Source organism: Klebsiella sp. Lac1 (genome assembly GCF_009825425.1).
Taxonomy (GTDB): domain Bacteria; phylum Pseudomonadota; class Gammaproteobacteria; order Enterobacterales; family Enterobacteriaceae; genus Klebsiella; species Klebsiella electrica.
Map to the genome: position 1 here is coordinate 163,394 of NZ_VJZJ01000002.1, position 21,191 is coordinate 184,584.

The window sequence follows — 21,191 nt, forward strand, 5'->3', positions numbered from 1 at the left end:
CCAAAGGGGTGAGCGGCTTGCCGCGAATAATCGAACGAAGTTCGATGGAGAGTCCGTACTGTAGAAAGCAAAAAACCAGCCCGTAGGCTGGTTTCTTTAAATAGTGGTGCCCGGACTCGGAATCGAACCAAGGACACGGGGATTTTCAATCCCCTGCTCTACCGACTGAGCTATCCGGGCAACGGGGCGCATTAAACCGTAATCCATCATGCGCGTCAACCACATTTCTTGATTTCCCTGCTGATTGCTTAACTTTGCGGCAATTTTGCCGCGAAAGGGGCGTTTTGCTGGTTCATCACATCATCCCGTTGTCGCCCTCGCGGGTTCTCCAGCCGCTGACGGCAGAAATTACGTGGCGCAATCCGGATATGGAGTAGCCGCCGATGAGGTCTTCGTCTTCCCGCGGCGAGCTTATCATAATCTCCGCATCGACGCCGTGGCGGTAGGCGCCATGATGGCTGATGACGGTGCCAATAAAGCATTTGCCAGCGAGCCAGACGGGGATATAGGCCACCGTTTCATAGACGTAGTAAGAGGTGACGCCGCTGTAGTAGTTATCTGCTTCATCTGATGACGTACCGGGTGGGATAGGGCAGATGGGCCCCTCTTCCGCGTGACCTTTTTTATCTTTCAGCAGGTTGCTTTGCATCAGTTCCAGCGATTTGAGTAAATCGTCGCGATCCTGTGCGCTGAGCGCCGGTGTCAGCGGCTGACCTTGTTCCGGTGAACTTAGCGTCTCCAGCTTGTAGCGATAGCGAATCGTTACGGCAGGACTCCTGTCCGTCGGGCTGAAGGGGCGCAGCAGATACAGGTTATCTTCGCCGAACTGGCCGTTGTACCACAGCGCATACACCTGGCCGTTGATTCTGACCCACTGGTTCCACTGATTGGCGCCGCGCCCGTTGAGCGAAAACAGCGCTCCGGGGACGCCAGCGTCAAAATCATCGTCGTCATCGGTATCGCTGTGATCGACGGTATCAAAGGTGTTCTCTCCCCGTCTCAGCACGCCGGTGTAGCTAAAGAGCCCGGTCCCGCCGATATAGCTGTCGATGATTAAATCGCGCTTACCGTCATTATCAAGATCGACCAGCGTGAAGCTGACCTTACCGTTTTCTGAGTCAGCGCTGATATCGGAATGAAGAAAAGCCTGCCACTCATCGTCGCTGATATCGACCGCGGGTTTGTTGGTCGATACCAGAGTGTCATCCGCGTAGGTCAGCGTAAAGTTCGTGACATGCCCGGTGAGCGGGAACTGTTCGGCAACCTTTTTCAACGCCAGTTCCGGGTTGCTCTTTTGCTCTTTCAGCACGGCGTTATACAGCGCCTTGAGCGCCAGATTATCGGCATCCTTCTGCTGTTTTGGCCGCACCTGACTGACGAACGTGGGCAGCATCCAGGTGCCGCCAGGCGTGATTTCACGACACATACCGGTCGTGTATTTCAGACTCTGCACGAAGGTTTTGCCGTCCCAGACCCGCTCCTCGCCGTTGACGCAGTCGGCGATGCCACGCCCCTTATTGAAAAAGGTGATCGTGCCATCGGCATAGCTGGATGCATCGGTGGTAATGAGCTGTGGTTTGGCGAGCGGAGTATTCTCCACTACCCACATGGCGTACCCGTCGTTATAGGCGGCACGCCAGCACAGGGCTTCGATGAGCGAATGGGTTTTATCGAGAGGGGTTGTGGTTATCTGCCGCTCCTGAGACGGAATATCTTTATTTTGCCAGTCATCACAATGGCTGTTCAGCAACGGGATCAGCTCCGGTAGCAGCTTCTGCCGCTGCTTTGCCGTCAGCGGTTCGCTCTGGGCGTTGCGGATCGTCGGGGCGGCGATAATTTCCGGCGCCGCAACGGCGCTGAGCGTGTTGTCATCGTCGGCATTGCCTTTTCGCACCAGCGCATCTGCGGTGCCCAGACGCTGCTGGAACTCATCAATCTTCAGAAACACCGCGCTGCTGCCCGCGCTGGAGAGCGGTTTACGCTGGCCGTTAAGGGCGATCTCGATGTTACTGTCATGCTCCAGCGCCTGAATCAGGGCGGCCGTTTGACTGCTATCGAAGCGGAAATGGCTGTCGTCTTTGGCCTCAAGCGTACCGCGATCCTGATCGTCGATCAGCAGGGTAACCGTGGCGTCCTGGGGAATATCATGATCGGTCTGGGCGAAGGTCATCTGAGCGCTTACGCGCTGCCCGGCGCCCGCGTTACGGGTCAACAGGACGCTGATTTCTCCCGTGTTGACGCCATAACCTGCGGCCCGACAGGTGCCGGTGTTATCGCAGGCGACCTCCCAGTCTTTATGCGCGAAAGAAAAACCTTGAACAGGCGCGGCCTGGAGCGATGCAGAGCATAGCCCCATGATGGCAGCCCATAGGAGAGGACGCATATAAATCCCTGTAGACATATCGGTGTAGGGGGAATTATACCCTTCGCACTTCAAGTTGCATCTCTGTTGACAATCCGTGCGGCTTTCGACGACCTACGGCCCGATTATTCGGGACGCGGCTACTCTGACGCGTCCTCTTCCGGGGAGATGTATGCGGCGTATCGCCGGTCAATGCGCAATCAGGTTAATGCGCCACCCGCGCGACATTGGGCAAAGCGCAGAATATCTTCCGCCAGACGTTGGGCGGTATCGACATCGGTCTGACTGCGTTTTATCAGCAGACGGCTCAGGCAGCCTTCAATGATAAGCTCCATCTGTTTCGCCACCATCGCCGGGTCGTCAATTTCCAGCTGCGTCAGTAACTCGTGGGTGTAGGCCAGAGAAGCCTGCTTTTGTTGCTCCGCCAGCTGATGAACAGGGTGCCGGGGATCCGGATAAAAGGTGCAGGCGGCAATAAACAGGCAGCCGGGATAGCGATGGTTGCTCACGCATTGGGTTAATGCGCCGTAGCGCGCCAGCAGCTTTTGCTCCGGCGTGAGCGTATCGTCGAGCAGCAGCTGACGGCGCCAGACATCAACCTGATGACTGAGGTAACGTAGCGCATCGTACAGCAACGCTTCACGATCGGGCCAGAAGCGTTTGAGGTCAGCGAGCGGGTAAGAGACGCGTTCGGCGACCATTTCCAGCGTGGTGTTGGCAATACCTTCAATTTCGAGAATGCGTATGGCTTCACCCAGGACATCTTCACGTTGCACGGTCTTCTCCTCCATTTTTCCTCCTAAAGTGTCGTTCACGGTTGCCAATCGTGCAAATGGGCGCTGAATGTCGCCGCATCCATAAACCCGGTCACGCGCTGCGCAGGCTGTTCTTCGCCCTGTGTATTAAAGAACAGAATGGTCGGCAAGCCGAGCACCTTCAGGTGTTTCAGCAGGGCCACATCTTCGGCGCTGTTGTTCGTCACATCTGTCTGCAGCAGAACGGTCCCTTTCAGGGCCTGTTGTACTTCGGTGGTGCTAAAGGTGTATTTTTCGAACTCTTTGCAGGCGACGCACCAGTCGGCGTACAGGTCGAGCATCACCGGTTTCCCCCTGGCCTGCGCCAGTGCCTGATCGAGCTCCGCGACGTTACTTATCCGCGTAAAAGCCAGCGGTGACTGCTGCCGGGCGACCGGCTCGCCAAAAGCCCAGTCCTGTAGCGGACGCGCGCTGACCAGCGCCGCGGCGAACAGAATGATTTGCACGATGCGCAGCCAGGCACGGGAGGCGCCGAGTGCGGTAATAAAAGCCCAGCCAAAGAAGGCGACGCCCAGCAGCGACCACAGACGCAAACCCCAGAGTTCGCCGACGATACGCTCCAGCAAAAAGACCGGAAGCGCGAGGATCACAAAACCGAACGCGGTCTTCACATGGCTCATCCACGGGCCGCTCTTCGGCAGCAGGCGGTTGCCAAATACGGTGACCAGGATCAGCGGCAGCCCCATGCCCAGCGCATACAAATACAGCGTGCCGCCGCCGAGCCACAGATTGCCGCTCTGGGCAATATACAGCAGGATGGCGCTCAGCGGCGCGGTGGTGCAAGGCGAACAGATCAGCCCGGCAATGGCTCCCATCGCAAAAACGCCGCCGGGTGAACCGCCCTGGCGCGTGTTGCTCATCAACGTCAGGCGGGTTTGCAGCGATGAGGGCAGCTGCAGCGTGAACAGACCAAACATCGACAGCGCCAGCAGGATAAAGACTGCTGACAGGCCAATCAGTACATACGGATGCTGCAACGCCGCCTGAAACTGCAAACCGGCGGCGGCGACCACCAGCCCCAGCGCGGTATAGGTAAGCGCCATCCCCTGCACGTAGATAAATGCCAGCAGCAGCGCGCGCCCGGTTGAGAGCCGCTGCTTGCCGCCGAGGACAATCCCCGAGATCAGCGGATACATCGGCAGCACGCACGGGGTAAAGGCGATACCAATACCAATCAGCAGTGCCCATAGCGCGGAGAAGGGCAGGCTGGCAGGCGCATTATCGCCTGCGCCGCGCTTCTCTTGCCGAGGAGACTGCGGGGCTGGCGGCTCGCTTTTTGTTGCCAGCTCAGGACGCTTTTCAACCGGCAGCGGCGGATTAAATTTGGGTTGTCCGGACGAGGGGAACGCCGGATGGGCGGGGACCGATTCGCTGCCGGATACGGCCAGCACCGTGCGAAGCGGCACCACTTTCGTCTCCGGCGGATAACAGAAACCCGCGTCGGCGCAGCCCTGCCAGGTCACGGTGAGCGTGGCGCCTTTTTCCGCCTGGCTCAGTGTGACCGGGACGGTCAGCCGCTGGCGGTAAATCTCACTTTTGCCGTAAAACTCATCCTCATGCCACGTACCGGGCGGCAGCTCCATTGCGGCGAGCGTGGCATTCGCCGGCGTCAGTTTGATCTGCTGGCGATAAAGATAGTAACCCTCTTTGATTTGCCAGGTCAGGTTGACGTCCCGCTGGCTCTGCTGGAAATCAAAGGCAAAAGCCTGCTCTGCGGGAACAAAGTCAGAGCGTCCGGGGGCGTCAAATAAGCCGGCGAAAGCGGATGTGCTGCACAGCAGCAAAATCAGCGTAATGATGCGTTGAGCCATGAGAGGTAATCAGTGTCTCCGTGAGTGACGGGTAAAACCAGTAATTCGGGGGTTTGATACGGGTGATGGGACTTCAGGCAATCCAGTAACGCCTGCTGGTGAGCCTGGTCGGTTTTCAGCAGCATTTGCACTTCATACTCCTGCTCCAGCTTGCCTTCCCAGTAGTAGAGAGAGGTCGCTCCAGGCAGGAGGGTGGCACAGGCGGCGAGCTTTTCGGCCAGCACTTTGGCCGCCAGATCCTGGGCGGTGGCTTCATCCGGCGCGGTACAGAGAACAACAACAGCATCAGGCGTAGTCATCGTGAACCTCGTATCAGCGAAAAGAGGCACTATAGCACGCACGGTGAGGGGAATAATGCAACGGGCCAGAAACTGGCCCGAATTTAAGCAGATTTACAGCATGATGCCGCCGATAATAAAGCCCAGGATGACGCACAGGGTAATGGCAATCACCCCGGGGATCAGGAACGCATGGTTAAAGACATACTTGCCGATGCGCGTTGATCCGGTATCGTCCATTTCTACCGCCGCCAGCAGCGTAGGGTAGGTCGGCAGCACGAACAGCGCGGAGACGGCAGCAAACGAGGCGATAGCGGTCAGCGGGGTGACGCCAAGCAGCAGCGCCGCCGGCATCAGCGCTTTGGTGGTTGCGGCCTGGGAATAGAGCAGGGTCGCGGCGAAAAACAGCACCACCGCCAGCAGCCACGGATAGTTGTGCAGCAGATCGCCGGCCACGGTCTGGATGTCGGAGATATGCGCTTTGACGAAGGTATCGCCGAGCCAGGCGACGCCCAGCACGCAGACGCAGGCGCTCATCCCGGATTTAAAGGTGCTGGCGTTGAGCACTTCGCTGGTGTCGATTTTACAGGTGACGCTAATCAGCGTGGCGATGGTCAGCATGAACACCACGATCGCTTCGTTACGCGGCAGCACCGGGTTCTGAATCAGCCCGACGGTATCGCTGATGGCGGTGGCGTAGAACATGACCGCCACGATGCCGATCAGGAACAGCAGGACGGAACGTTTGGCATGCGGCTTCAGCTCAAATACCTGGCTCCCGCGCAGCTTCACTTCACCTTTTGCCAGGCGCTCCTGATAAATCGGGTCGTCTTTCAGTTCGCAGCCGAGGAAGTTACACACTACCGCCGTGATCATCACCGCAATCAGCGTCACCGGAATACAGATGGCCAGCAGCGTCAGATAGCTCACGCCCAGCGGTTCGAGGATCCCGGCAAAAAAGACCACCGCAGCGGAAATCGGCGAGGCGGTAATGGCAATCTGCGAGGCGACGACGGCGATAGAGAGCGGACGAGACGGGCGAATGCCCTGCTCCTTCGCGACCTCGGTAATCACCGGTAGGGTAGAGAACGCGGTATGGCCGGTTCCCGCGAGAACGGTCATAAACCAGGTGACCAGCGGAGCAAGGAAGGTAATGTATTTCGGATGGCGTCTGAGCATACGTTCGGCAAGGCTGACCAGATAATCCATGCCGCCGGCCACCTGCATGGCGGCAATAGCGGCGATCACCGCCATGATGATTTCGATGACGTCGAAGGGGATCGCGCCAGGCTTGATTTGAAAGAGGAGCGTCAGGACGAGAACGCCCAGACCACCGGCAAAGCCGATGCCGATACCGCCGAGCCTGGCCCCAAGGTAAATCGCCAGCAGGACAATCACGAGTTCTGCACCAAACATATACGCCTTCCTTGTTTTTTAACAAGTTGATATTGAATTGTTGTGATTTGGTAAATCTAAAAAAGCAAAAAAGGCATGTCATCGCTGACATGCCTTTGGGTCGTTTAACCTGAAAGATTACTGTTCGCTTTCATCGGTATAACGCTTCGCTTTATAGGCCGGATGCATCAGGTTTTGCGGAGAGAAAATATCGTCCAGCTCCGCTTCGGTCAGCAATCCACGCTCCAGAACCACTTCCCTTACGCTCTTGCCGGTTTCGGCGCAAATTTTGCCGACGATATCGCCATTGTGGTGGCCGATAAACGGGTTGAGGTAGGTGACGATACCGATGGAGTTATACACATAGCCTTCGCACACCGCTTTGTTGGCGGTGATGCCGTTAACGCATTTTTCCAGCAGGTTGTAGCAGGCGTTGGTCAGAATGTGGATGGATTCAAACATCGCCTGGCCGATCACCGGCTCCATCACGTTAAGCTGCAGCTGACCGGCTTCCGACGCCATGGTCACCGTGGTGTCGTTGCCGATAACTTTAAAGCAAACCTGGTTGACCACTTCCGGCACCACCGGGTTCACTTTGGCTGGCATGATGGAGGAACCTGCCTGCAGCTCCGGCAGGTTGATTTCATTCAGACCGGCGCGCGGGCCGGAAGAGAGCAGGCGCAGGTCGTTACAGATTTTGGACAGTTTCACCGCCAGACGTTTCAGCGAGCTATGTACCATCACATAGGCGCCGCAATCGGAGGTGGCTTCAATCAGGTCTTCCGCCGGAATCACCGGCAGGCCGCTGACTTCCGCCAGTTTTTGTACCGCCAGCTGCTGGTAGCCATCCGGCGTATTCAGGCGCGTACCGATGGCGGTGGCGCCGAGGTTAACTTCGAGCAGCAGCTCTCCGGTGCGCAGAATGCTTTTGATTTCTTCATTCAGCAGAACATTAAATGCGTGGAACTCCTGGCCGAGCGTCATCGGCACGGCGTCCTGCAGCTGGGTGCGACCCATTTTCAGGATATCCTGGAATTCGACGGCTTTATTCTGGAAGCCGTCGCCCAGCTGGTTGATGGCGTCGGTTAATTTCAGCAGGGAGGCATAAACCGCAATACGGAAACCGGTCGGGTAGGCATCGTTGGTGGACTGGCATTTGTTAACGTGGTCGTTCGGGTTCAGATACTGGTATTCGCCTTTCTGATGGCCCATCAGCTCAAGGCCAATGTTGGCCAGCACTTCGTTGGTGTTCATGTTGACGGAAGTCCCTGCGCCGCCCTGGAACACATCAACCGGGAACTGGTCCATGCATTTACCGTTATTCAGCACTTCATCACAGGCGGCAATAATGGTCTTCGCGACGCTTTTAGGGATGGTTTGCAGTTCCATGTTGGCCATCGCGGCGGCCTTTTTGACCATCACCATGCCGCGCACGAACTCCGGGATATCGCTGATTTTGCTATTGCTGATGTAGAAGTTTTCAATCGCTCTCAGAGTATGAACACCATAGTAGGCGTCAGCTGGAACTTCCCTGGTACCCAACAGATCTTCTTCGATACGAATGTTGTTTAACATGTGAACCTTCTTTTTCAAGCTGCCAATGAATTCACCAAACACGCAGAATTTATGGGGTTTTGCGCATTTTCTTGCCGAAGATTATTTCCTTAATCGGCCCGGTGCCCACGATCATATGCTGATGATAGCGAATGTCAGCAACCTTGATCACTTATTATGTCGAGAAGAGTATAAGAATTATTAATCTGTGAAATGAGTCACCGCTTTGCCGTTCGTGGAAAAAAATAAGCGTTTCTGCCGATTGAAATGTGCCGTTTTAGCCCAATATTAATGTGATGCGAAAAGCACACCGATGACTGCGGGGGCCGATAGTGAACCCCGCTAATGAAGGAGACGCCAGTGCGTTGGATTCCGTTAATTGCCATTTTTTTATACGTTTACATTGAGATATCGATCTTTATCCAGGTGGCTCACGTGCTCGGCGTTCTGTTGACGCTGATTCTGGTTATCTTCAGCTCGGTGGTCGGTATGTCGCTGGTGCGCAACCAGGGCTTTAAAAACTTTATGCTGATGCAGCAGAAAATGGCGGCGGGTGAAAGCCCGGCGGCAGAAATGATTAAAAGCGTATCGCTGATTATCGCTGGCCTGCTGCTCTTGCTGCCGGGGTTCTTTACCGATTTCCTCGGCCTGCTGCTCCTGCTGCCGCCGGTGCAAAAACACCTGACCCTGAAGCTGATGCCGCACCTGCGCTTTAGCCGGATGCCAGGCGGCGGTTTTAGCGCGGGAACCGGAGGCGGTGAGACCTTTGACGGGGAGTATCAGCGCAAAGATGAAGAGCGCGACCGTCTGGATCACAAAGACGACCGCTAAGCCTGCGGGCCGCGCTGACGCGGCGCTAATTAATAATGATGAGCCGGATTGCGTTGCGCTGTCCGGCTTTTTTTATGGCATGTTTTAGTGACGATGATGGTGGGGAAGCGCCGCCGTACGGCGCTTTGGCAGCCATAGCCACAGCGCCGCCATAACCAGCAGGGCGTAGAGGCTTTTCCAGCCGACCATCGCCAGCAACAGCAGACAGAGCAGGCTCCCGATGAGCGCCAGCATCCGATAGCGTCCCCGCAGCAACCGGCAGCCCGCCAGCATACACAGCAGATAAATCATAATGAAGATGCCGTTGGCATAGACGATCAGCGCATCAAGGTTGATATCCAGCCAGTAGATGCCGAGCGTGCTGATGACACAGCAGCCCAGCACGACGTTGAGCGCATTGCGTGGGATTTGCTGCGGCGAAAGGCGGGCGAGGTAGCTTTCCGGTTTGTACTGCGCCTGCGACCAGACCAGGCGGGCAAAGCTCTGGATATAGATATTGAGGCTGGCGAAGCAGGCGAGATAGCCAATGACGCAGGCGATCCACAGCGCCTGCACACCAAACAGGCGCACCACGATATTAGGCAGCGATGCGGCGGCGGCCATATGGTCGCCGAAGGCGTGAAAATGCAGGACCAGTACGGTACAGGCCCAGTAAACGGAGCCCGCCAGCAGCAGGCCTATCAACAATGCGCGGGGGAAATCGCGCTCCGGGCGTTTAAATTCCGCTGCCAGATGGGCAAAGGCTTCAAGACCGACAAAACACCAGAACATCACCGACAGGGCGGAGAAAAGCTGTGAACTATCGATGTCTTCCGGCGCCGGAAAAGGGATTTGCGCCGGGCTAATCCCGCCGCGCCACCAGATAGCGACGATCAGCGCGACGATGAGGGCCGCGACCAGCGTTTGTAGATTGGCGCTGGAGCTTGCGCCGCGCGACCCGACCCACCAGACGATGGCCAGCGTACCCAGCTCCGCAAGCAGCAGCTGGCTGTCGTGCCAGCCAAATAGCGCCTGGCCGAAGCCAGTAGCGATGTGCAGGGCGGCGGGTAACCCTACCGGGATAACCGACAAAAATAGCCAGCCGGTAACGCGTTCCATACGTGAACCAAACGCCATATTGACGAAGTGCGCCACGCCGCCCGCGCTGGGGAAATGGCGGCCAAGTACGGCAAAGACGATGGCGATCGGGAAGACCAGCAGAATGAGCGCGGGCCAGGCCCACAGACTGTTATCTCCCGCCACCAGCGCGGCAAGAGCGGGAACGGCGAAGACGCCGGTGCCGAGCAGCGACGTAGAAAGCAGCCCCACTCCCTGAGCCAGACCTAACTCCTGTTTTAAACCACTCATAATGCCATCCTGCCCTGACAAAAAAGCAATGGTATCACAATCGTTTTTGCTTATGACGGTGGGCAGACCCGCAGCTGTTTCTGTGCGTCAGCACACAAGGAAAAATTTTTTTTAACTTTCCCCCTTGAAGCGCGAAAACCCACCCCCATCTCTCAGGCACTAGCCGGAAAACCGTATACGGGCCGGTGTCACCCATAACTGATAATGACTTTCTCAAAGGAGAGCTATCAATGAGTATTCGTCCGTTACATGATCGTGTGATCGTCAAACGTAAAGAAGTTGAAACCAAATCTGCAGGCGGCATCGTTCTGACCGGTTCTGCGGCAGCCAAATCAACTCGTGGCGAAATCATCGCTGTCGGTAAGGGCCGCATCCTGGAAAACGGCACTGTGCAGCCGCTGGACGTTAAAGTTGGCGACATCGTTATTTTCAACGACGGCTACGGTGTGAAATCTGAAAAAATCGACAATGAAGAAGTGCTGATCATGTCTGAAAGCGACATTCTGGCAATTGTTGAAGCGTAATTCGCGCGCGAAACTGAACGAATTTGAGGAATAGAAAAAATGGCAGCTAAAGACGTAAAATTCGGTAATGACGCTCGTGTAAAAATGCTGCGCGGCGTGAACGTACTGGCAGATGCAGTGAAAGTGACCCTGGGCCCGAAAGGCCGTAACGTGGTTCTGGATAAATCTTTCGGTGCACCGACCATCACCAAAGATGGTGTTTCCGTAGCGCGTGAAATCGAGCTGGAAGACAAGTTCGAAAACATGGGTGCGCAGATGGTGAAAGAAGTTGCCTCTAAAGCGAACGACGCTGCAGGCGACGGTACCACCACTGCAACCGTACTGGCTCAGGCTATCATCGCAGAAGGTCTGAAAGCCGTTGCTGCTGGCATGAACCCGATGGATCTGAAACGCGGTATCGACAAAGCTGTCGTGGCTGCCGTTGAAGAACTGAAAACTCTGTCCGTACCGTGCTCCGACTCTAAAGCGATTGCCCAGGTGGGTACCATCTCCGCTAACTCCGATGAAACCGTAGGTAAACTGATCGCGGAAGCGATGGACAAAGTCGGTAAAGAAGGCGTGATCACCGTTGAAGACGGTACCGGTCTGGAAGACGAACTGGACGTGGTTGAAGGTATGCAGTTCGACCGCGGCTACCTGTCCCCGTACTTCATCAACAAGCCGGAAACTGGCGCTGTTGAACTGGAAAGCCCGTTCATCCTGCTGGCTGACAAAAAAGTCTCCAACATCCGCGAAATGCTGCCGGTTCTGGAAGCCGTTGCGAAAGCAGGCAAACCGCTGGTTATCATCGCTGAAGACGTTGAAGGCGAAGCGCTGGCAACTCTGGTGGTCAACACCATGCGCGGTATCGTGAAAGTCGCTGCTGTTAAAGCTCCGGGCTTTGGCGACCGTCGTAAAGCGATGCTGCAGGATATCGCGACCCTGACCGGCGGTACCGTTATCTCTGAAGAGATCGGTATGGAGCTGGAAAAAGCGACTCTGGAAGACCTGGGTCAGGCGAAACGCGTTGTCATCAACAAAGACACCACCACCATCATCGATGGCGTGGGTGAAGAAGGCGCAATTCAGGGCCGCGTTGCTCAGATCCGTAAGCAGATCGAAGAAGCGACTTCTGACTACGACCGTGAAAAACTGCAGGAGCGCGTAGCGAAACTGGCTGGCGGTGTTGCGGTAATCAAAGTCGGTGCAGCGACCGAAGTTGAAATGAAAGAGAAAAAAGCGCGCGTTGACGATGCCCTGCACGCAACCCGTGCTGCGGTAGAAGAAGGCGTGGTTGCGGGTGGTGGCGTAGCGCTGGTTCGCGTTGCCGCTAAACTGGCTGGCCTGACCGCTCAGAACGAAGATCAGAACGTCGGTATCAAAGTTGCGCTGCGCGCAATGGAAGCTCCGCTGCGTCAGATCGTGTCCAACGCCGGCGAAGAACCGTCTGTAGTTGCTAACAACGTGAAAGCGGGTGAAGGCAACTACGGTTATAACGCGGCAACTGAAGAATACGGCAACATGATCGACTTCGGTATCCTCGACCCGACTAAAGTGACCCGTTCTGCTCTGCAGTACGCCGCATCCGTTGCTGGTCTGATGATCACCACCGAGTGCATGGTTACTGACCTGCCGAAAAGCGACGCCCCTGACTTAGGCGCTGCTGGCGGTATGGGCGGCATGGGTGGTATGGGCGGCATGATGTAATTTAATCTTCATACTTCAAGCCGCAGGTGCGTTGGCTGCGTTTATTCACCCGGTCACTTACTCATGTAAGCTCCCTGGGAATCATAGACTTGCCGCTTGCCTGCGACCTGAATTATTCGATTAAATCAGCATCGCGCAAAAAATGAGAAACCCCCGGGCAGAAATGCTCGGGGGTTTTTCTTTTTCTCAGCTTTTTAGTATAAGGTGTACATCCGGGCCAGCGCGTCCAGCTCATTGATCATGGGGAATAACATGCAGGTAAGATATTTAGCAGGGATTGTCGGCGCAGCATTATTGTTAGCGGGTTGCAGTTCCAGCAACGAACTGAGCTCAGGCGGACAGAGCGTACGCTTTGTTGAAGATAAGCCGGGTGCGGATTGCCAGCTGTTGGGGACCGCGACGGGCAAGCAGAGCAACTGGCTGTCCGGGCATAACGGTGACGAAGGCGGCTCCATGCGTGGCGCGGCAAACGCGCTGCGCAACCAGGCTGCGGCGATGGGCGGCAACGTGATTTATGGCGTGAGCAGCCCGACGCAGAACCTGCTGTCGAGCTTTGTGCCGACCGACAGCGAAATGAACGGCCAGGTCTATAAGTGCCCGAACTGATTTGATTCCGGGCCTCTCCCGTCGAGGGTAAAAGGGACCCGGGCTATCTCCGCGCGTTCAGTCAGTCTGTGAATCGAAGGTCTGCCAGCTTTCCCCGGCAGACCTTTTCACGCATGTTGCTTTAAGCCCAAATCCAGCGGCGTCTTACTTGACTCACCGCCGATTTCCCGCGCCAGTCTTGGCACCATATAACCTGAAACCAGAGTCAGCAGTTCGCGCATAATCGCCCGGGCCTCTTCGTCTTCGACCATAAAATGGGCCGCGCCCTGGACTTTATCCAGCACATGCAGGTAATAGGGCATGACGCCCGCATCGAACAGGGCATTGCTCAGCGCGGCCAGCGTGTGTGCATTGTCGTTGACGCCGCGCAGCAGAACGCTTTGATTCAACAGCGTGACGCCGGCCTGGCGCAAACTCGCCATCGCGGCGCGGAAATCAGCGTCGATCTCATTGGCGTGGTTGATATGATTGACCAGCAGCACCTGCAGCGAGGAGCTGGCAAAGCGAGCGGCCAGCGCATCGGTAATCCGCGCCGGGATGACCACAGGCAGGCGACTGTGAATGCGCAGACGCTTAATGTGCGGGATCGCTTCCAGCTGGGTGAGCAGCCAGTCCAGCTCATGATCTTTTGCCATCAGCGGATCGCCGCCGGAAAAAATGATCTCATCGAGCTGCGGATGTTCGGCAATGTACGCCAGCGCCGCCTGCCAGTTACGCTTATTGCCTTGATTTTCGGCATAAGGGAAGTGTCTGCGGAAGCAATAGCGGCAATTTACCGCGCAGCCGCCCTTGACCAGCAGCAGCGCCCGGTTGCGGTATTTATGCAGCAGACCGGGTACGACGCTGTGCTGTTCCTCCAGCGGATCGGTGGAAAACCCCGGCGCTGAAATAAACTCATCTTGCGAGGTAAGTACCTGACGAAGCAGGGGATCGTTGGGGTTTCCCGGCTCCATGCGGGCGATAAATGCCCGCGGCACGCGCAGGGCGAAGAGGCGCTTTGCCTCGCGTCCCGCCAGCAAGTTCGCGTCAGCGTCTACATTTAAAAGATGCAGCAGTTCATCGGGACTGGTCACAACATCTGCAAGTTGCGTTAACCAATCTTCTCTGGATGGGGTATTTAGGGTTACAATATGCGCCATTTTGTGGCTTAGCTACCAATTAACAAATTTAGAGGGCCTTATGGCGACTTACTATAGCAACGATTTTCGTGCCGGTCTTAAAATCATGATGGACGGCGAACCTTATGCCGTTGAAGCCAGTGAATTCGTGAAACCAGGCAAAGGCCAGGCTTTTGCGCGCGTTAAGCTGCGCCGTCTGCTGACCGGAACTCGCGTAGAGAAAACCTTCAAATCTACCGATTCCGCCGAAGGCGCAGACGTTGTGGATATGAACCTGACCTACCTGTACAACGACGGTGAGTTCTATCACTTCATGAATAACTCCACTTTCGAGCAGCTGGCTGCCGATGGGAAAGCCGTAGGTGATAACGCAAAATGGCTGCTGGATCAGGCTGAGTGCATCGTGACCCTGTGGAACGGTCAGCCTATCTCCGTCACCCCGCCGAACTTCGTTGAGCTGGAAATCGTGGAAACCGATCCAGGTCTGAAAGGTGATACCGCAGGTACCGGCGGTAAACCGGCGACGCTGTCTACTGGCGCAGTGGTTAAAGTTCCGCTGTTCGTGCAGATTGGCGAAGTCATCAAAGTGGATACCCGCTCTGGCGAATACGTATCCCGCGTGAAGTAATTCATGCCATACAGAGTTGGCGCAGCACGCTGCTGCGCCTGCTATAAGCCGTTAAGCAAACCGCAGGCAGGGAAGATGAACAACGCGATAAAACTGCTGCTGCTGCTCTCTCTGAGCGCAATGTTGCTCACCGGATGCAATACCGCGCGCGGCGTTGGTGAAGACATCCAGGGGCTGGGACATGCGATTTCGCGTGCGGTCAGCTAAGCGCTTTTTTTCCCGTTCTTTTTGCTACATGGCCACCTTGCTGCACCGTTTCGCTTACACCTGCCGTGTCATCTTCTCTTTTTCTCTTAAAAAACGCTGAGATTCCGTCATCCTGGGTCAGGTTGTCTATGCTTATAGGGCACGATAACTAAAACTGGTAATAAGGATGACATTATGGTGAAAAAAGCAATTGCAGCGTTCTTTACGGTTTTGGCCCTCTCTTCTGTGCTGACCGCATGTAATACAACACGTGGTGTGGGCCAGGATATTTCAGAAGGCGGCAGTGCCATTTCTGGGGCTGCGACAAAAGCTCAGCAATAGACCCTGACGGTACGGTGACTGGCCGTACCGTTCTTTTCATCGTTCGTTCTGCTGGCTATAATCTCTGTGCTTTCATCCACACCTTACGGGACGACCTGTAAGCGTATCGCATTCGGGGACGGCCCCATCGAGGGAGTCCTGTGTCCTGGTTTATTTTGTTTATCGCCGGTCTGCTGGAAGTGGTCTGGGCGGTTGGTCTGAAATACACCCACGGTTTTAGCCGCCTGCTGCCAGGCGTGATCACCATTGTGGCTATGGTACTTAGCATGGCGCTGCTGTCATGGGCGATGAAAACGCTGCCTGTCGGCACCGCCTATGCGGTGTGGACGGGAATTGGCGCGGTAGGCGCGGCGCTCGCCGGCATAGTCCTGCTGGGCGAATCCGCCAGCGCCATGCGTATTGCCAGCCTGGCGTGCATCGTTGTCGGTATTATCGGGCTGAAAATCAGCGCGCACTGACTAATAGCGCTGGTTAACCCAGATAAGTTTGCTGACGTCGAAGCCCTGTCGGGTGGCAATGTCCAGCATCTGCTGTTTCACTTCCGGTGCTATTTTCGGCGTGCGCGCCAGCAGCCAGAGATAATCGCGGTCTGGCCCGCAGACCAGCGCATAGCGATAATCTTTATCCAGGGCTATCACGTTGTAGCCGCCGTAGAACGGGCCGAAAAAGGAGACTTTCAGCGCTGCGCGGGTCGGCTGGCCGGTGAAGTAGGCCACGCCATCGGTTTTCTGCCACACACCCCGGTCGGGGTTATAGCCTTTATTCACCACGTCCAGTCCGCCATCGTCGCGCAGGCTGTAGGTGGCGGTCACTTTTTCAAGGCCGCTTTCAAAATGATGGTCGAAGCGGGCTATTTCATACCAGGTGCCAAGATAGCGCTGGGTATCAAATGGACTGACTACCGTCACGCCTGGCGGCGGCGTTGGCGTGCTACAGGCAACAAGCAGAAACGAGGCGGCAACAACCGCAATCATGGGCAGCACACGCATAGCATTTTCCTTGCTGGTTTTTTAGCTAAGTGTAGATTCTGTCGGGAGAAAAGCGGGGGATATTTTCTGCAAAAGAGAGCCCGATAACAGAATGCTATCGGGCTTCAGGGAGGTTAAATAAATAACACGCCAATCAGCGTCACCACGGTCAGGATCGCGGCCAGGCCGTAGAAGACCCACTTACCATTCGGAACGTGAATTTTCAGGTCGTGCATGGCGTGATGGATGCGGTGTAGCCCACACCACAGCGGCAGGACGATCATCAGAAAGATAAACGCGCGGCCCACCAGGCTCTGGGCAAAGCCCAGCACGCGCTCGTAGCTGAATGCATCGCCTGGCGCCAGGCCTAGCGGCAGCAGAATGCCGACCAGCAGCACCATGACCGGCGCAACAATCGCGCCCCACATACCGCCTGCGCCAAACAGCCCCCAGAATACCGGTTCATCGGAACGTTTCGGGTTGGGATTGATCATTTCAGCCTCCTTACCACAACAGGGCAACAAACAGGATCACCACGGTCACCAGCGCGGTCACCACCCAAAGCCCTTTAATCACCGGCTCTGGCCCCATTTTTTCACCCTTAATAATGATACTGGCGGCTTTCGGCGCCAGCTCAAACCAGGTTTTCGTGTGCAGCAGCGCGGCGCCAAGAGTGATCAGATTCAGGATCACCACCACCGGGTTTTGCAGGAAACCGACATAGCCAGCCCAGCTTTCTGCGCCATTTTTCAGGGCAAACAGACCGTAAATCAGCACGATACTGAACCATACCGTTGGCACTGCGGTTCCTTCACGCACCATGTAGAAGCGATAAAACGGCAGTTTTTTCCACCAGGTGGACGTCATCGGCCGCACGTAGGGTTTGCGTTTAGTCGTCATCATGCACTCCTTAGCGTGGTTTCAGGGTCGCGATAAGAAAGTCTTTCGAGCTTTCTACCTTGCCCTGCTGAATGGCGGCTGCCGGATCGACATGCTTCGGACAGACTTCCGAGCAATAGCCTACGAAGGTACAGGTCCAGACGCCGTTCTGACCGTTAAGCTGCGCCATACGCTCCTTCTTGCCATGGTCGCGACTGTCTTCGTTGTAGCGATGGGCGAGGGTGATGGCCGCCGGGCCGATAAACTCCGGATTAAGACCAAACTGCGGGCAGGCGGCGTAGCACAGGCCGCAGTTGATACAGCCAGAAAACTGATGGTATTTGGCCATCTGCGCCGGGGTTTGTTTGTTTGGCCCCTGATCCGGTGTGCGCGGGTTGCCAATAATATAGGGCTTAATGGCCTCCAGACTCTCGATAAAGTGGGTCATATCGACCACCAGATCGCGCTCAATCGGGAAGTTGCCCAGCGCCTCAACCTTAATGCCCCTGGTGTATTCGCGCAGGAAGGTTTTACAGGCCAGCTTCGGCACTTTATTGACCATCATCCCACAGGAACCGCAGATAGCCATGCGGCAGGACCAGCGATAGCTGAGGTCCGGCGCGAGGTTATCTTTGATATAACCCAGTGCGTCGAGCAACGAGGTTTGTTCATCATAAGGCACTTCATAGAACGCGCTGTGCGGTGCGGTGTCCACTTCCGGGTTGTAGCGCACCACTTCAATTTTGAGGTTTTTCATCTCAGCCATTTGCCGTCTCCTTCTTCTCGGCTGCTTCCGCTTCTGCGCCATATACGCGTTTCGCCGGCGGCAGAGAGGTGATTTTCACCTCGCCGTATTGCAGGCGCGTAGTGCCATCCGCATCGCGGAAGGCCAGCGTATGTTTGAGGAAATTGACATCATCACGTTCAGTGCAGCCTTCATCCAGACGCTGGTGCGCACCGCGTGACTCTTTACGTGCAATCGCGGAGTGCGCCATACATTCAGCGACGTTCAGGCCATGGCCCAGTTCGATGGTGTAGAGCAGGTCGGTGTTGAAGACGCTGGAGTTGTCGGTAATGCGCACGCGCTTAAAGCGCTCCTGCAGTTCCGCCAGCTTATCGATGGTTTTCTGCATCAGCTCCGGCGTGCGATAGATACCGCAGCCTTCTTCCATCGACAGTCCCATTTCATCGCGAATTTTCGCCCAGTTTTCGTTACCTTCCTGATTGACGAGATGGTTAAGACGTTTTTCTACATCGGCAGCCTGCGCGTCCAGCGCATTGACGTTGGCTTCCCCGGCTTCTGCTGCACGTTTTATGGCTTGTTCACCGGCGAGGCGACCAAAGACCACCAGTTCCGCCAGCGAGTTGGAGCCGAGGCGGTTGGCGCCATGCAGGCCGACGGAAGAACATTCTCCAACCGCGAACAGGCCTTTAATCCGCGTTTCGCACTGCTGGTCGGTTTCAATGCCGCCCATGGTGTAGTGGGCGGTCGGGCGGACCGGAATCGGCTCTTTCACCGGGTCAACGCCGACATAGGCTTTAGCCAGCTCGCAGATAAACGGCAGGCGTTCAAGCAGTTTTTTCTCACCGAGATGACGCAGGTCGAGATAGACCACGTCGCCGCGCGGCGTCGGGATGGTGTTACCTTTACGCCATTCGTGCCAGAAGGCCTGGGAGACTTTGTCGCGCGGACCGAGCTCCATATATTTGTTTTTAGGCTCGCCCAGCGGCGTTTCCGGACCCATGCCGTAGTCCTGCAGATAGCGGTAGCCATTTTTGTTGACCAGAATACCGCCTTCACCGCGGCAGCCTTCGGTCATCAGAATGCCGGAACCCGGCAGGCCGGTGGGGTGATACTGGACAAACTCCATATCGCGCAGCGGTACGCCGTGGCTCAGCGCCATCCCCATTCCGTCGCCGGTGACGATGCCGCCGTTGGTGTTGTAGCGATAGACACGTCCCGCGCCGCCGGTCGCCAGCACCACCGCGTTGGCGCGGATTTGGACCAGCGAACCTTCCATCATGTTCATCGCCACCAGGCCACGGGCCTGCCCATCGTCGACCAGAATGTCGAGGACGAAGTGTTCATCGAAGCGTTGGATTTGCGGGAACTGGAGGGAGGTCTGGAACAGGGTATGCAGCATATGGAAGCCGGTCTTATCGGCGGCAAACCACGTGCGTTCGATTTTCATCCCCCCGAAGCGGCGCACGTTGACGCTACCATCCGGACGGCGGCTCCACGGACATCCCCACTGCTCAAGCTGGGTCATTTCCGTGGGGCAGTGGTGGACAAAGTAATCGACGACATCCTGCTCGCAGAGCCAGTCGCCGCCGGCGACGGTATCGTGAAAATGGTACTCAAAGCTGTCATGATCCTGTGCAACGGCAGCAGAACCTCCCTCGGCTGCAACGGTATGGCTGCGCATGGGATAGACTTTTGAAATCAGTGCGATTTTGGCATGTGGATTTGCCTGCGCCGCGGCAATAGCGGCGCGAAGACCCGCTCCGCCAGCGCCAATAACAGCAAGATCGGCTTGAAAAGTTTGCACGACATTCCTCCAGTTTTTGTTTATTTCGCCGCCGGACTGGCGAAAAAGTATCACTGCTCCTTTATAGGTAAAGGAGTATAGCCGTAGGGTTGGTGGGGAAAATTGATGTGTTCGATTTTTTTGTCAATATGTACGCTGGTTTATCAGCTCTGGTGATGAATTCTCTTCGGCAACAGGTTTCCCGTCTGCCGCAGGAGCGCCGGTTCGCACAAAATTTGTTTCACCCGACGGTTACGAGTAGACTTCGTGCCCTTGTATGAAATCGGAGAAAGTAACATGAGCGAGACGGCAACCTGGCAGCCGAGCGCGTCCATTCCCAACCTGTTGAAACGCGCGGCGATAATGGCGGAAATTCGCCGTTTCTTTAGCGATCGCGGCGTACTGGAGGTGGAGACGCCTTGCATGAGTCAGGCTACGGTGACGGATATTCACCTGTTTCCGTTCCAGACCCGTTTCGTCGGCCCTGGCTATTCCCAGGGGATGGATCTCTATCTGATGACCAGCCCGGAATACCATATGAAGCGCCTGCTGGCCGCGGGCTGTGGCCCGGTATTCCAGCTGTGTCGTAGCTTCCGCAATGAAGAGATGGGGCGGCACCACAATCCGGAATTCACGATGCTGGAATGGTATCGTCCGTGCTATGACATGTACCGTCTGATTAACGAAGTCGATGACTTGCTGCAGCAGGTACTGGAGTGCCAGCCGGCGGAAAGCCTCTCTTATCAGCAGGCGTTCCTGCGTCACCTTGAGCTTGATCCGCTGTCGGCCGATAAGACGCAGCTGCGCGAGGCGGCGGCGAAGCTCGATCTGAGTAATATTGCCGATACGGAAGAAGACCGGGATACCTTGCTGCAGCTGCTGTTTACCATGGGCGTCGAGCCACATATTGGTAAAGATCGCCCGACCTTTGTCTATCACTTCCCGGCCAGCCAGGCGTCTCTGGCGCAAATCAGCACCGAAGATCACCGCGTGGCGGAGCGTTTTGAGGTCTATTACAAGGGCATTGAGCTGGCGAATGGTTTCCACGAACTGACCGACGCGCGTGAACAGCAGCAGCGTTTCGAGCAGGACAACCGCAAACGCGCCGCTCGCGGTCTGCCGCAGCAGCCTATCGATCGGAATCTGCTGGATGCGCTGGCCGCCGGGCTGCCGGACTGTTCCGGCGTCGCGCTGGGGGTCGATCGCGTGGTGATGCTGGCATTGGGTGCCGAAAGCATCAGCGAAGTGATTGCCTTTACCGTCGATCGCGCCTGATTTGCCCGGCGGCTTCCCTTAGCAAACGGGCTAAGGGAAGCGCGGCGATGGGTTAACG

General features: G+C 56.2%; 22 protein-coding genes and 1 tRNA gene. 9 read left to right on the forward strand and 14 right to left on the reverse strand.

What is annotated here, in order from left to right; genetic code table 11:
* Positions 1-104 precede the first annotated feature (104 nt).
* From FNY10_RS16175 to aspA, 7 genes are all read right to left on the reverse strand, one after another.
* Positions 105-180 (reverse strand) — tRNA-Phe (locus FNY10_RS16175).
* A gap of 115 nt (positions 181-295) precedes the next feature.
* A complete protein-coding gene (locus FNY10_RS16180) occupies positions 296-2,383 on the reverse strand; it encodes a DUF1176 domain-containing protein (protein ID WP_160702520.1) in 2,088 nt (695 codons plus the stop codon).
* 179 nt (positions 2,384-2,562) lie between these two features.
* The gene (locus tag FNY10_RS16185; RefSeq protein WP_100685799.1) at positions 2,563-3,138 is read right to left on the reverse strand and encodes a transcriptional regulator; all 576 of its coding nucleotides are present in this window, start codon (positions 3,136-3,138) and stop codon (positions 2,563-2,565) included.
* Positions 3,139-3,173: 35 nt separating this feature from the next.
* Positions 3,174-4,988: a protein-disulfide reductase DsbD gene (locus FNY10_RS16190; RefSeq protein WP_160702518.1), complete on the reverse strand. Its 1,815-nt coding sequence runs from the start codon at positions 4,986-4,988 to the stop codon at positions 3,174-3,176.
* The gene (cutA, locus tag FNY10_RS16195) at positions 4,964-5,287 is read right to left on the reverse strand and encodes a divalent cation tolerance protein CutA (protein ID WP_100685763.1); all 324 of its coding nucleotides are present in this window, start codon (positions 5,285-5,287) and stop codon (positions 4,964-4,966) included. The genes FNY10_RS16190 and cutA overlap by 25 nt, the downstream gene beginning before the upstream one ends.
* Before the next feature lie 93 nt (positions 5,288-5,380).
* Complete coding sequence (locus tag FNY10_RS16200; RefSeq protein ID WP_131049375.1) at positions 5,381-6,682, reverse strand: anaerobic C4-dicarboxylate transporter; 1,302 nt, start codon at positions 6,680-6,682, stop codon at positions 5,381-5,383.
* A gap of 117 nt (positions 6,683-6,799) precedes the next feature.
* Entirely contained in the window at positions 6,800-8,236 is a 1,437-nt protein-coding gene (gene aspA / locus FNY10_RS16205) for an aspartate ammonia-lyase (RefSeq protein ID WP_131049376.1), read from the reverse strand.
* 339 nt (positions 8,237-8,575) lie between these two features.
* On the opposite strand from aspA, the gene FNY10_RS16210 reads away from it, so the two are divergent.
* Positions 8,576-9,046: an FxsA family protein gene (locus FNY10_RS16210; protein WP_131049377.1), complete on the forward strand. Its 471-nt coding sequence runs from the start codon at positions 8,576-8,578 to the stop codon at positions 9,044-9,046.
* Positions 9,047-9,130: 84 nt separating this feature from the next.
* Here the strand turns inward: FNY10_RS16210 and yjeH are convergent, their stop codons facing one another.
* The gene (gene yjeH, locus FNY10_RS16215) at positions 9,131-10,393 is read right to left on the reverse strand and encodes an L-methionine/branched-chain amino acid transporter (RefSeq protein WP_160702517.1); all 1,263 of its coding nucleotides are present in this window, start codon (positions 10,391-10,393) and stop codon (positions 9,131-9,133) included.
* A 230-nt stretch (positions 10,394-10,623) separates the two neighbouring features.
* Between yjeH and FNY10_RS16220 the strand changes: the two genes are divergently transcribed.
* From FNY10_RS16220 to FNY10_RS16230, 3 genes are all read left to right on the forward strand, one after another.
* Positions 10,624-10,917: a co-chaperone GroES gene (locus FNY10_RS16220; RefSeq protein ID WP_003855929.1), complete on the forward strand. Its 294-nt coding sequence runs from the start codon at positions 10,624-10,626 to the stop codon at positions 10,915-10,917.
* Between the two features lie 39 nt (positions 10,918-10,956).
* Positions 10,957-12,603: a chaperonin GroEL gene (gene groL, locus FNY10_RS16225; protein WP_100685757.1), complete on the forward strand. Its 1,647-nt coding sequence runs from the start codon at positions 10,957-10,959 to the stop codon at positions 12,601-12,603.
* A 252-nt stretch (positions 12,604-12,855) separates the two neighbouring features.
* Positions 12,856-13,209: a DUF4156 domain-containing protein gene (locus tag FNY10_RS16230; protein ID WP_100685756.1), complete on the forward strand. Its 354-nt coding sequence runs from the start codon at positions 12,856-12,858 to the stop codon at positions 13,207-13,209.
* Between the two features lie 107 nt (positions 13,210-13,316).
* On the opposite strand, the gene epmB is transcribed toward FNY10_RS16230, so the two are convergent.
* Entirely contained in the window at positions 13,317-14,348 is a 1,032-nt protein-coding gene (epmB, locus tag FNY10_RS16235; protein ID WP_160702515.1) for an EF-P beta-lysylation protein EpmB, read from the reverse strand.
* A 40-nt stretch (positions 14,349-14,388) separates the two neighbouring features.
* Here epmB and efp point away from each other — a divergent pair, with 40 nt between their 5' ends.
* The 4 genes from efp to sugE all read left to right on the forward strand — a co-directional run bounded on the left by efp (position 14,389) and on the right by sugE (position 15,941).
* Positions 14,389-14,955, forward strand: coding sequence for an elongation factor P (gene efp, locus FNY10_RS16240; RefSeq protein ID WP_100685754.1), 567 nt, complete (start codon positions 14,389-14,391; stop codon positions 14,953-14,955).
* Between the two features lie 75 nt (positions 14,956-15,030).
* Positions 15,031-15,162, forward strand: coding sequence for an entericidin A/B family lipoprotein (locus FNY10_RS16245; protein ID WP_100685753.1), 132 nt, complete (start codon positions 15,031-15,033; stop codon positions 15,160-15,162).
* A gap of 174 nt (positions 15,163-15,336) precedes the next feature.
* The gene (gene ecnB / locus FNY10_RS16250; protein ID WP_004097935.1) at positions 15,337-15,483 is read left to right on the forward strand and encodes a lipoprotein toxin entericidin B; all 147 of its coding nucleotides are present in this window, start codon (positions 15,337-15,339) and stop codon (positions 15,481-15,483) included.
* A 140-nt stretch (positions 15,484-15,623) separates the two neighbouring features.
* Positions 15,624-15,941: a quaternary ammonium compound efflux SMR transporter SugE gene (gene sugE, locus FNY10_RS16255; protein WP_100685752.1), complete on the forward strand. Its 318-nt coding sequence runs from the start codon at positions 15,624-15,626 to the stop codon at positions 15,939-15,941.
* Here sugE and FNY10_RS16260 read toward each other — a convergent pair whose 3' ends face one another.
* The 5 genes from FNY10_RS16260 to frdA all read right to left on the reverse strand — a co-directional run bounded on the left by FNY10_RS16260 (position 15,942) and on the right by frdA (position 19,879).
* Positions 15,942-16,472 carry a lipocalin family protein gene (locus FNY10_RS16260; protein WP_100685751.1) on the reverse strand — a complete coding sequence of 177 codons (531 nt, stop codon included), beginning with the start codon at positions 16,470-16,472 and terminating at the stop codon, positions 15,942-15,944.
* A gap of 113 nt (positions 16,473-16,585) precedes the next feature.
* A complete protein-coding gene (frdD, locus tag FNY10_RS16265) occupies positions 16,586-16,945 on the reverse strand; it encodes a fumarate reductase subunit FrdD (protein ID WP_100685750.1) in 360 nt (119 codons plus the stop codon).
* 10 nt (positions 16,946-16,955) lie between these two features.
* The gene (gene frdC, locus FNY10_RS16270) at positions 16,956-17,351 is read right to left on the reverse strand and encodes a fumarate reductase subunit FrdC (RefSeq protein ID WP_100685749.1); all 396 of its coding nucleotides are present in this window, start codon (positions 17,349-17,351) and stop codon (positions 16,956-16,958) included.
* A 10-nt stretch (positions 17,352-17,361) separates the two neighbouring features.
* Entirely contained in the window at positions 17,362-18,096 is a 735-nt protein-coding gene (frdB, locus tag FNY10_RS16275; protein WP_131049381.1) for a fumarate reductase iron-sulfur protein, read from the reverse strand.
* A complete protein-coding gene (gene frdA / locus FNY10_RS16280; protein ID WP_131049382.1) occupies positions 18,089-19,879 on the reverse strand; it encodes a fumarate reductase (quinol) flavoprotein subunit in 1,791 nt (596 codons plus the stop codon). Before frdA ends, frdB begins: the two co-directional genes overlap by 8 nt.
* Before the next feature lie 276 nt (positions 19,880-20,155).
* On the opposite strand from frdA, the gene epmA reads away from it, so the two are divergent.
* Positions 20,156-21,133 carry an elongation factor P--(R)-beta-lysine ligase gene (gene epmA, locus FNY10_RS16285; RefSeq protein ID WP_131049383.1) on the forward strand — a complete coding sequence of 326 codons (978 nt, stop codon included), beginning with the start codon at positions 20,156-20,158 and terminating at the stop codon, positions 21,131-21,133.
* The last annotated feature ends 58 nt before the right edge of the window (positions 21,134-21,191 follow it).

Bases quoted from the DNA above. Each gene is read 5' to 3' on its own strand.
- frdC (WP_100685749.1), bottom strand. From the start codon at position 17,351: ATGACGACTAAACGCAAACCCTACGTGCGGCCGATGACGTCCACCTGG.
- FNY10_RS16260 (WP_100685751.1), bottom strand. From the start codon at position 16,472: ATGCGTGTGCTGCCCATGATTGCGGTTGTTGCCGCCTCGTTTCTGCTT.
- efp (WP_100685754.1), top strand. From the start codon at position 14,389: ATGGCGACTTACTATAGCAACGATTTTCGTGCCGGTCTTAAAATCATG.
- FNY10_RS16190 (WP_160702518.1), bottom strand. From the start codon at position 4,988: ATGGCTCAACGCATCATTACGCTGATTTTGCTGCTGTGCAGCACATCC.
- FNY10_RS16220 (WP_003855929.1), top strand. From the start codon at position 10,624: ATGAGTATTCGTCCGTTACATGATCGTGTGATCGTCAAACGTAAAGAA.
- aspA (WP_131049376.1), bottom strand. From the start codon at position 8,236: ATGTTAAACAACATTCGTATCGAAGAAGATCTGTTGGGTACCAGGGAA.
- yjeH (WP_160702517.1), bottom strand. From the start codon at position 10,393: ATGAGTGGTTTAAAACAGGAGTTAGGTCTGGCTCAGGGAGTGGGGCTG.
- frdD (WP_100685750.1), bottom strand. From the start codon at position 16,945: ATGATCAATCCCAACCCGAAACGTTCCGATGAACCGGTATTCTGGGGG.
- groL (WP_100685757.1), top strand. From the start codon at position 10,957: ATGGCAGCTAAAGACGTAAAATTCGGTAATGACGCTCGTGTAAAAATG.
- FNY10_RS16200 (WP_131049375.1), bottom strand. From the start codon at position 6,682: ATGTTTGGTGCAGAACTCGTGATTGTCCTGCTGGCGATTTACCTTGGG.
- frdB (WP_131049381.1), bottom strand. From the start codon at position 18,096: ATGGCTGAGATGAAAAACCTCAAAATTGAAGTGGTGCGCTACAACCCG.
- FNY10_RS16180 (WP_160702520.1), bottom strand. From the start codon at position 2,383: ATGCGTCCTCTCCTATGGGCTGCCATCATGGGGCTATGCTCTGCATCG.
- epmB (WP_160702515.1), bottom strand. From the start codon at position 14,348: ATGGCGCATATTGTAACCCTAAATACCCCATCCAGAGAAGATTGGTTA.
- epmA (WP_131049383.1), top strand. From the start codon at position 20,156: ATGAGCGAGACGGCAACCTGGCAGCCGAGCGCGTCCATTCCCAACCTG.
- FNY10_RS16245 (WP_100685753.1), top strand. From the start codon at position 15,031: ATGAACAACGCGATAAAACTGCTGCTGCTGCTCTCTCTGAGCGCAATG.
- cutA (WP_100685763.1), bottom strand. From the start codon at position 5,287: ATGACTACGCCTGATGCTGTTGTTGTTCTCTGTACCGCGCCGGATGAA.
- ecnB (WP_004097935.1), top strand. From the start codon at position 15,337: ATGGTGAAAAAAGCAATTGCAGCGTTCTTTACGGTTTTGGCCCTCTCT.
- FNY10_RS16230 (WP_100685756.1), top strand. From the start codon at position 12,856: ATGCAGGTAAGATATTTAGCAGGGATTGTCGGCGCAGCATTATTGTTA.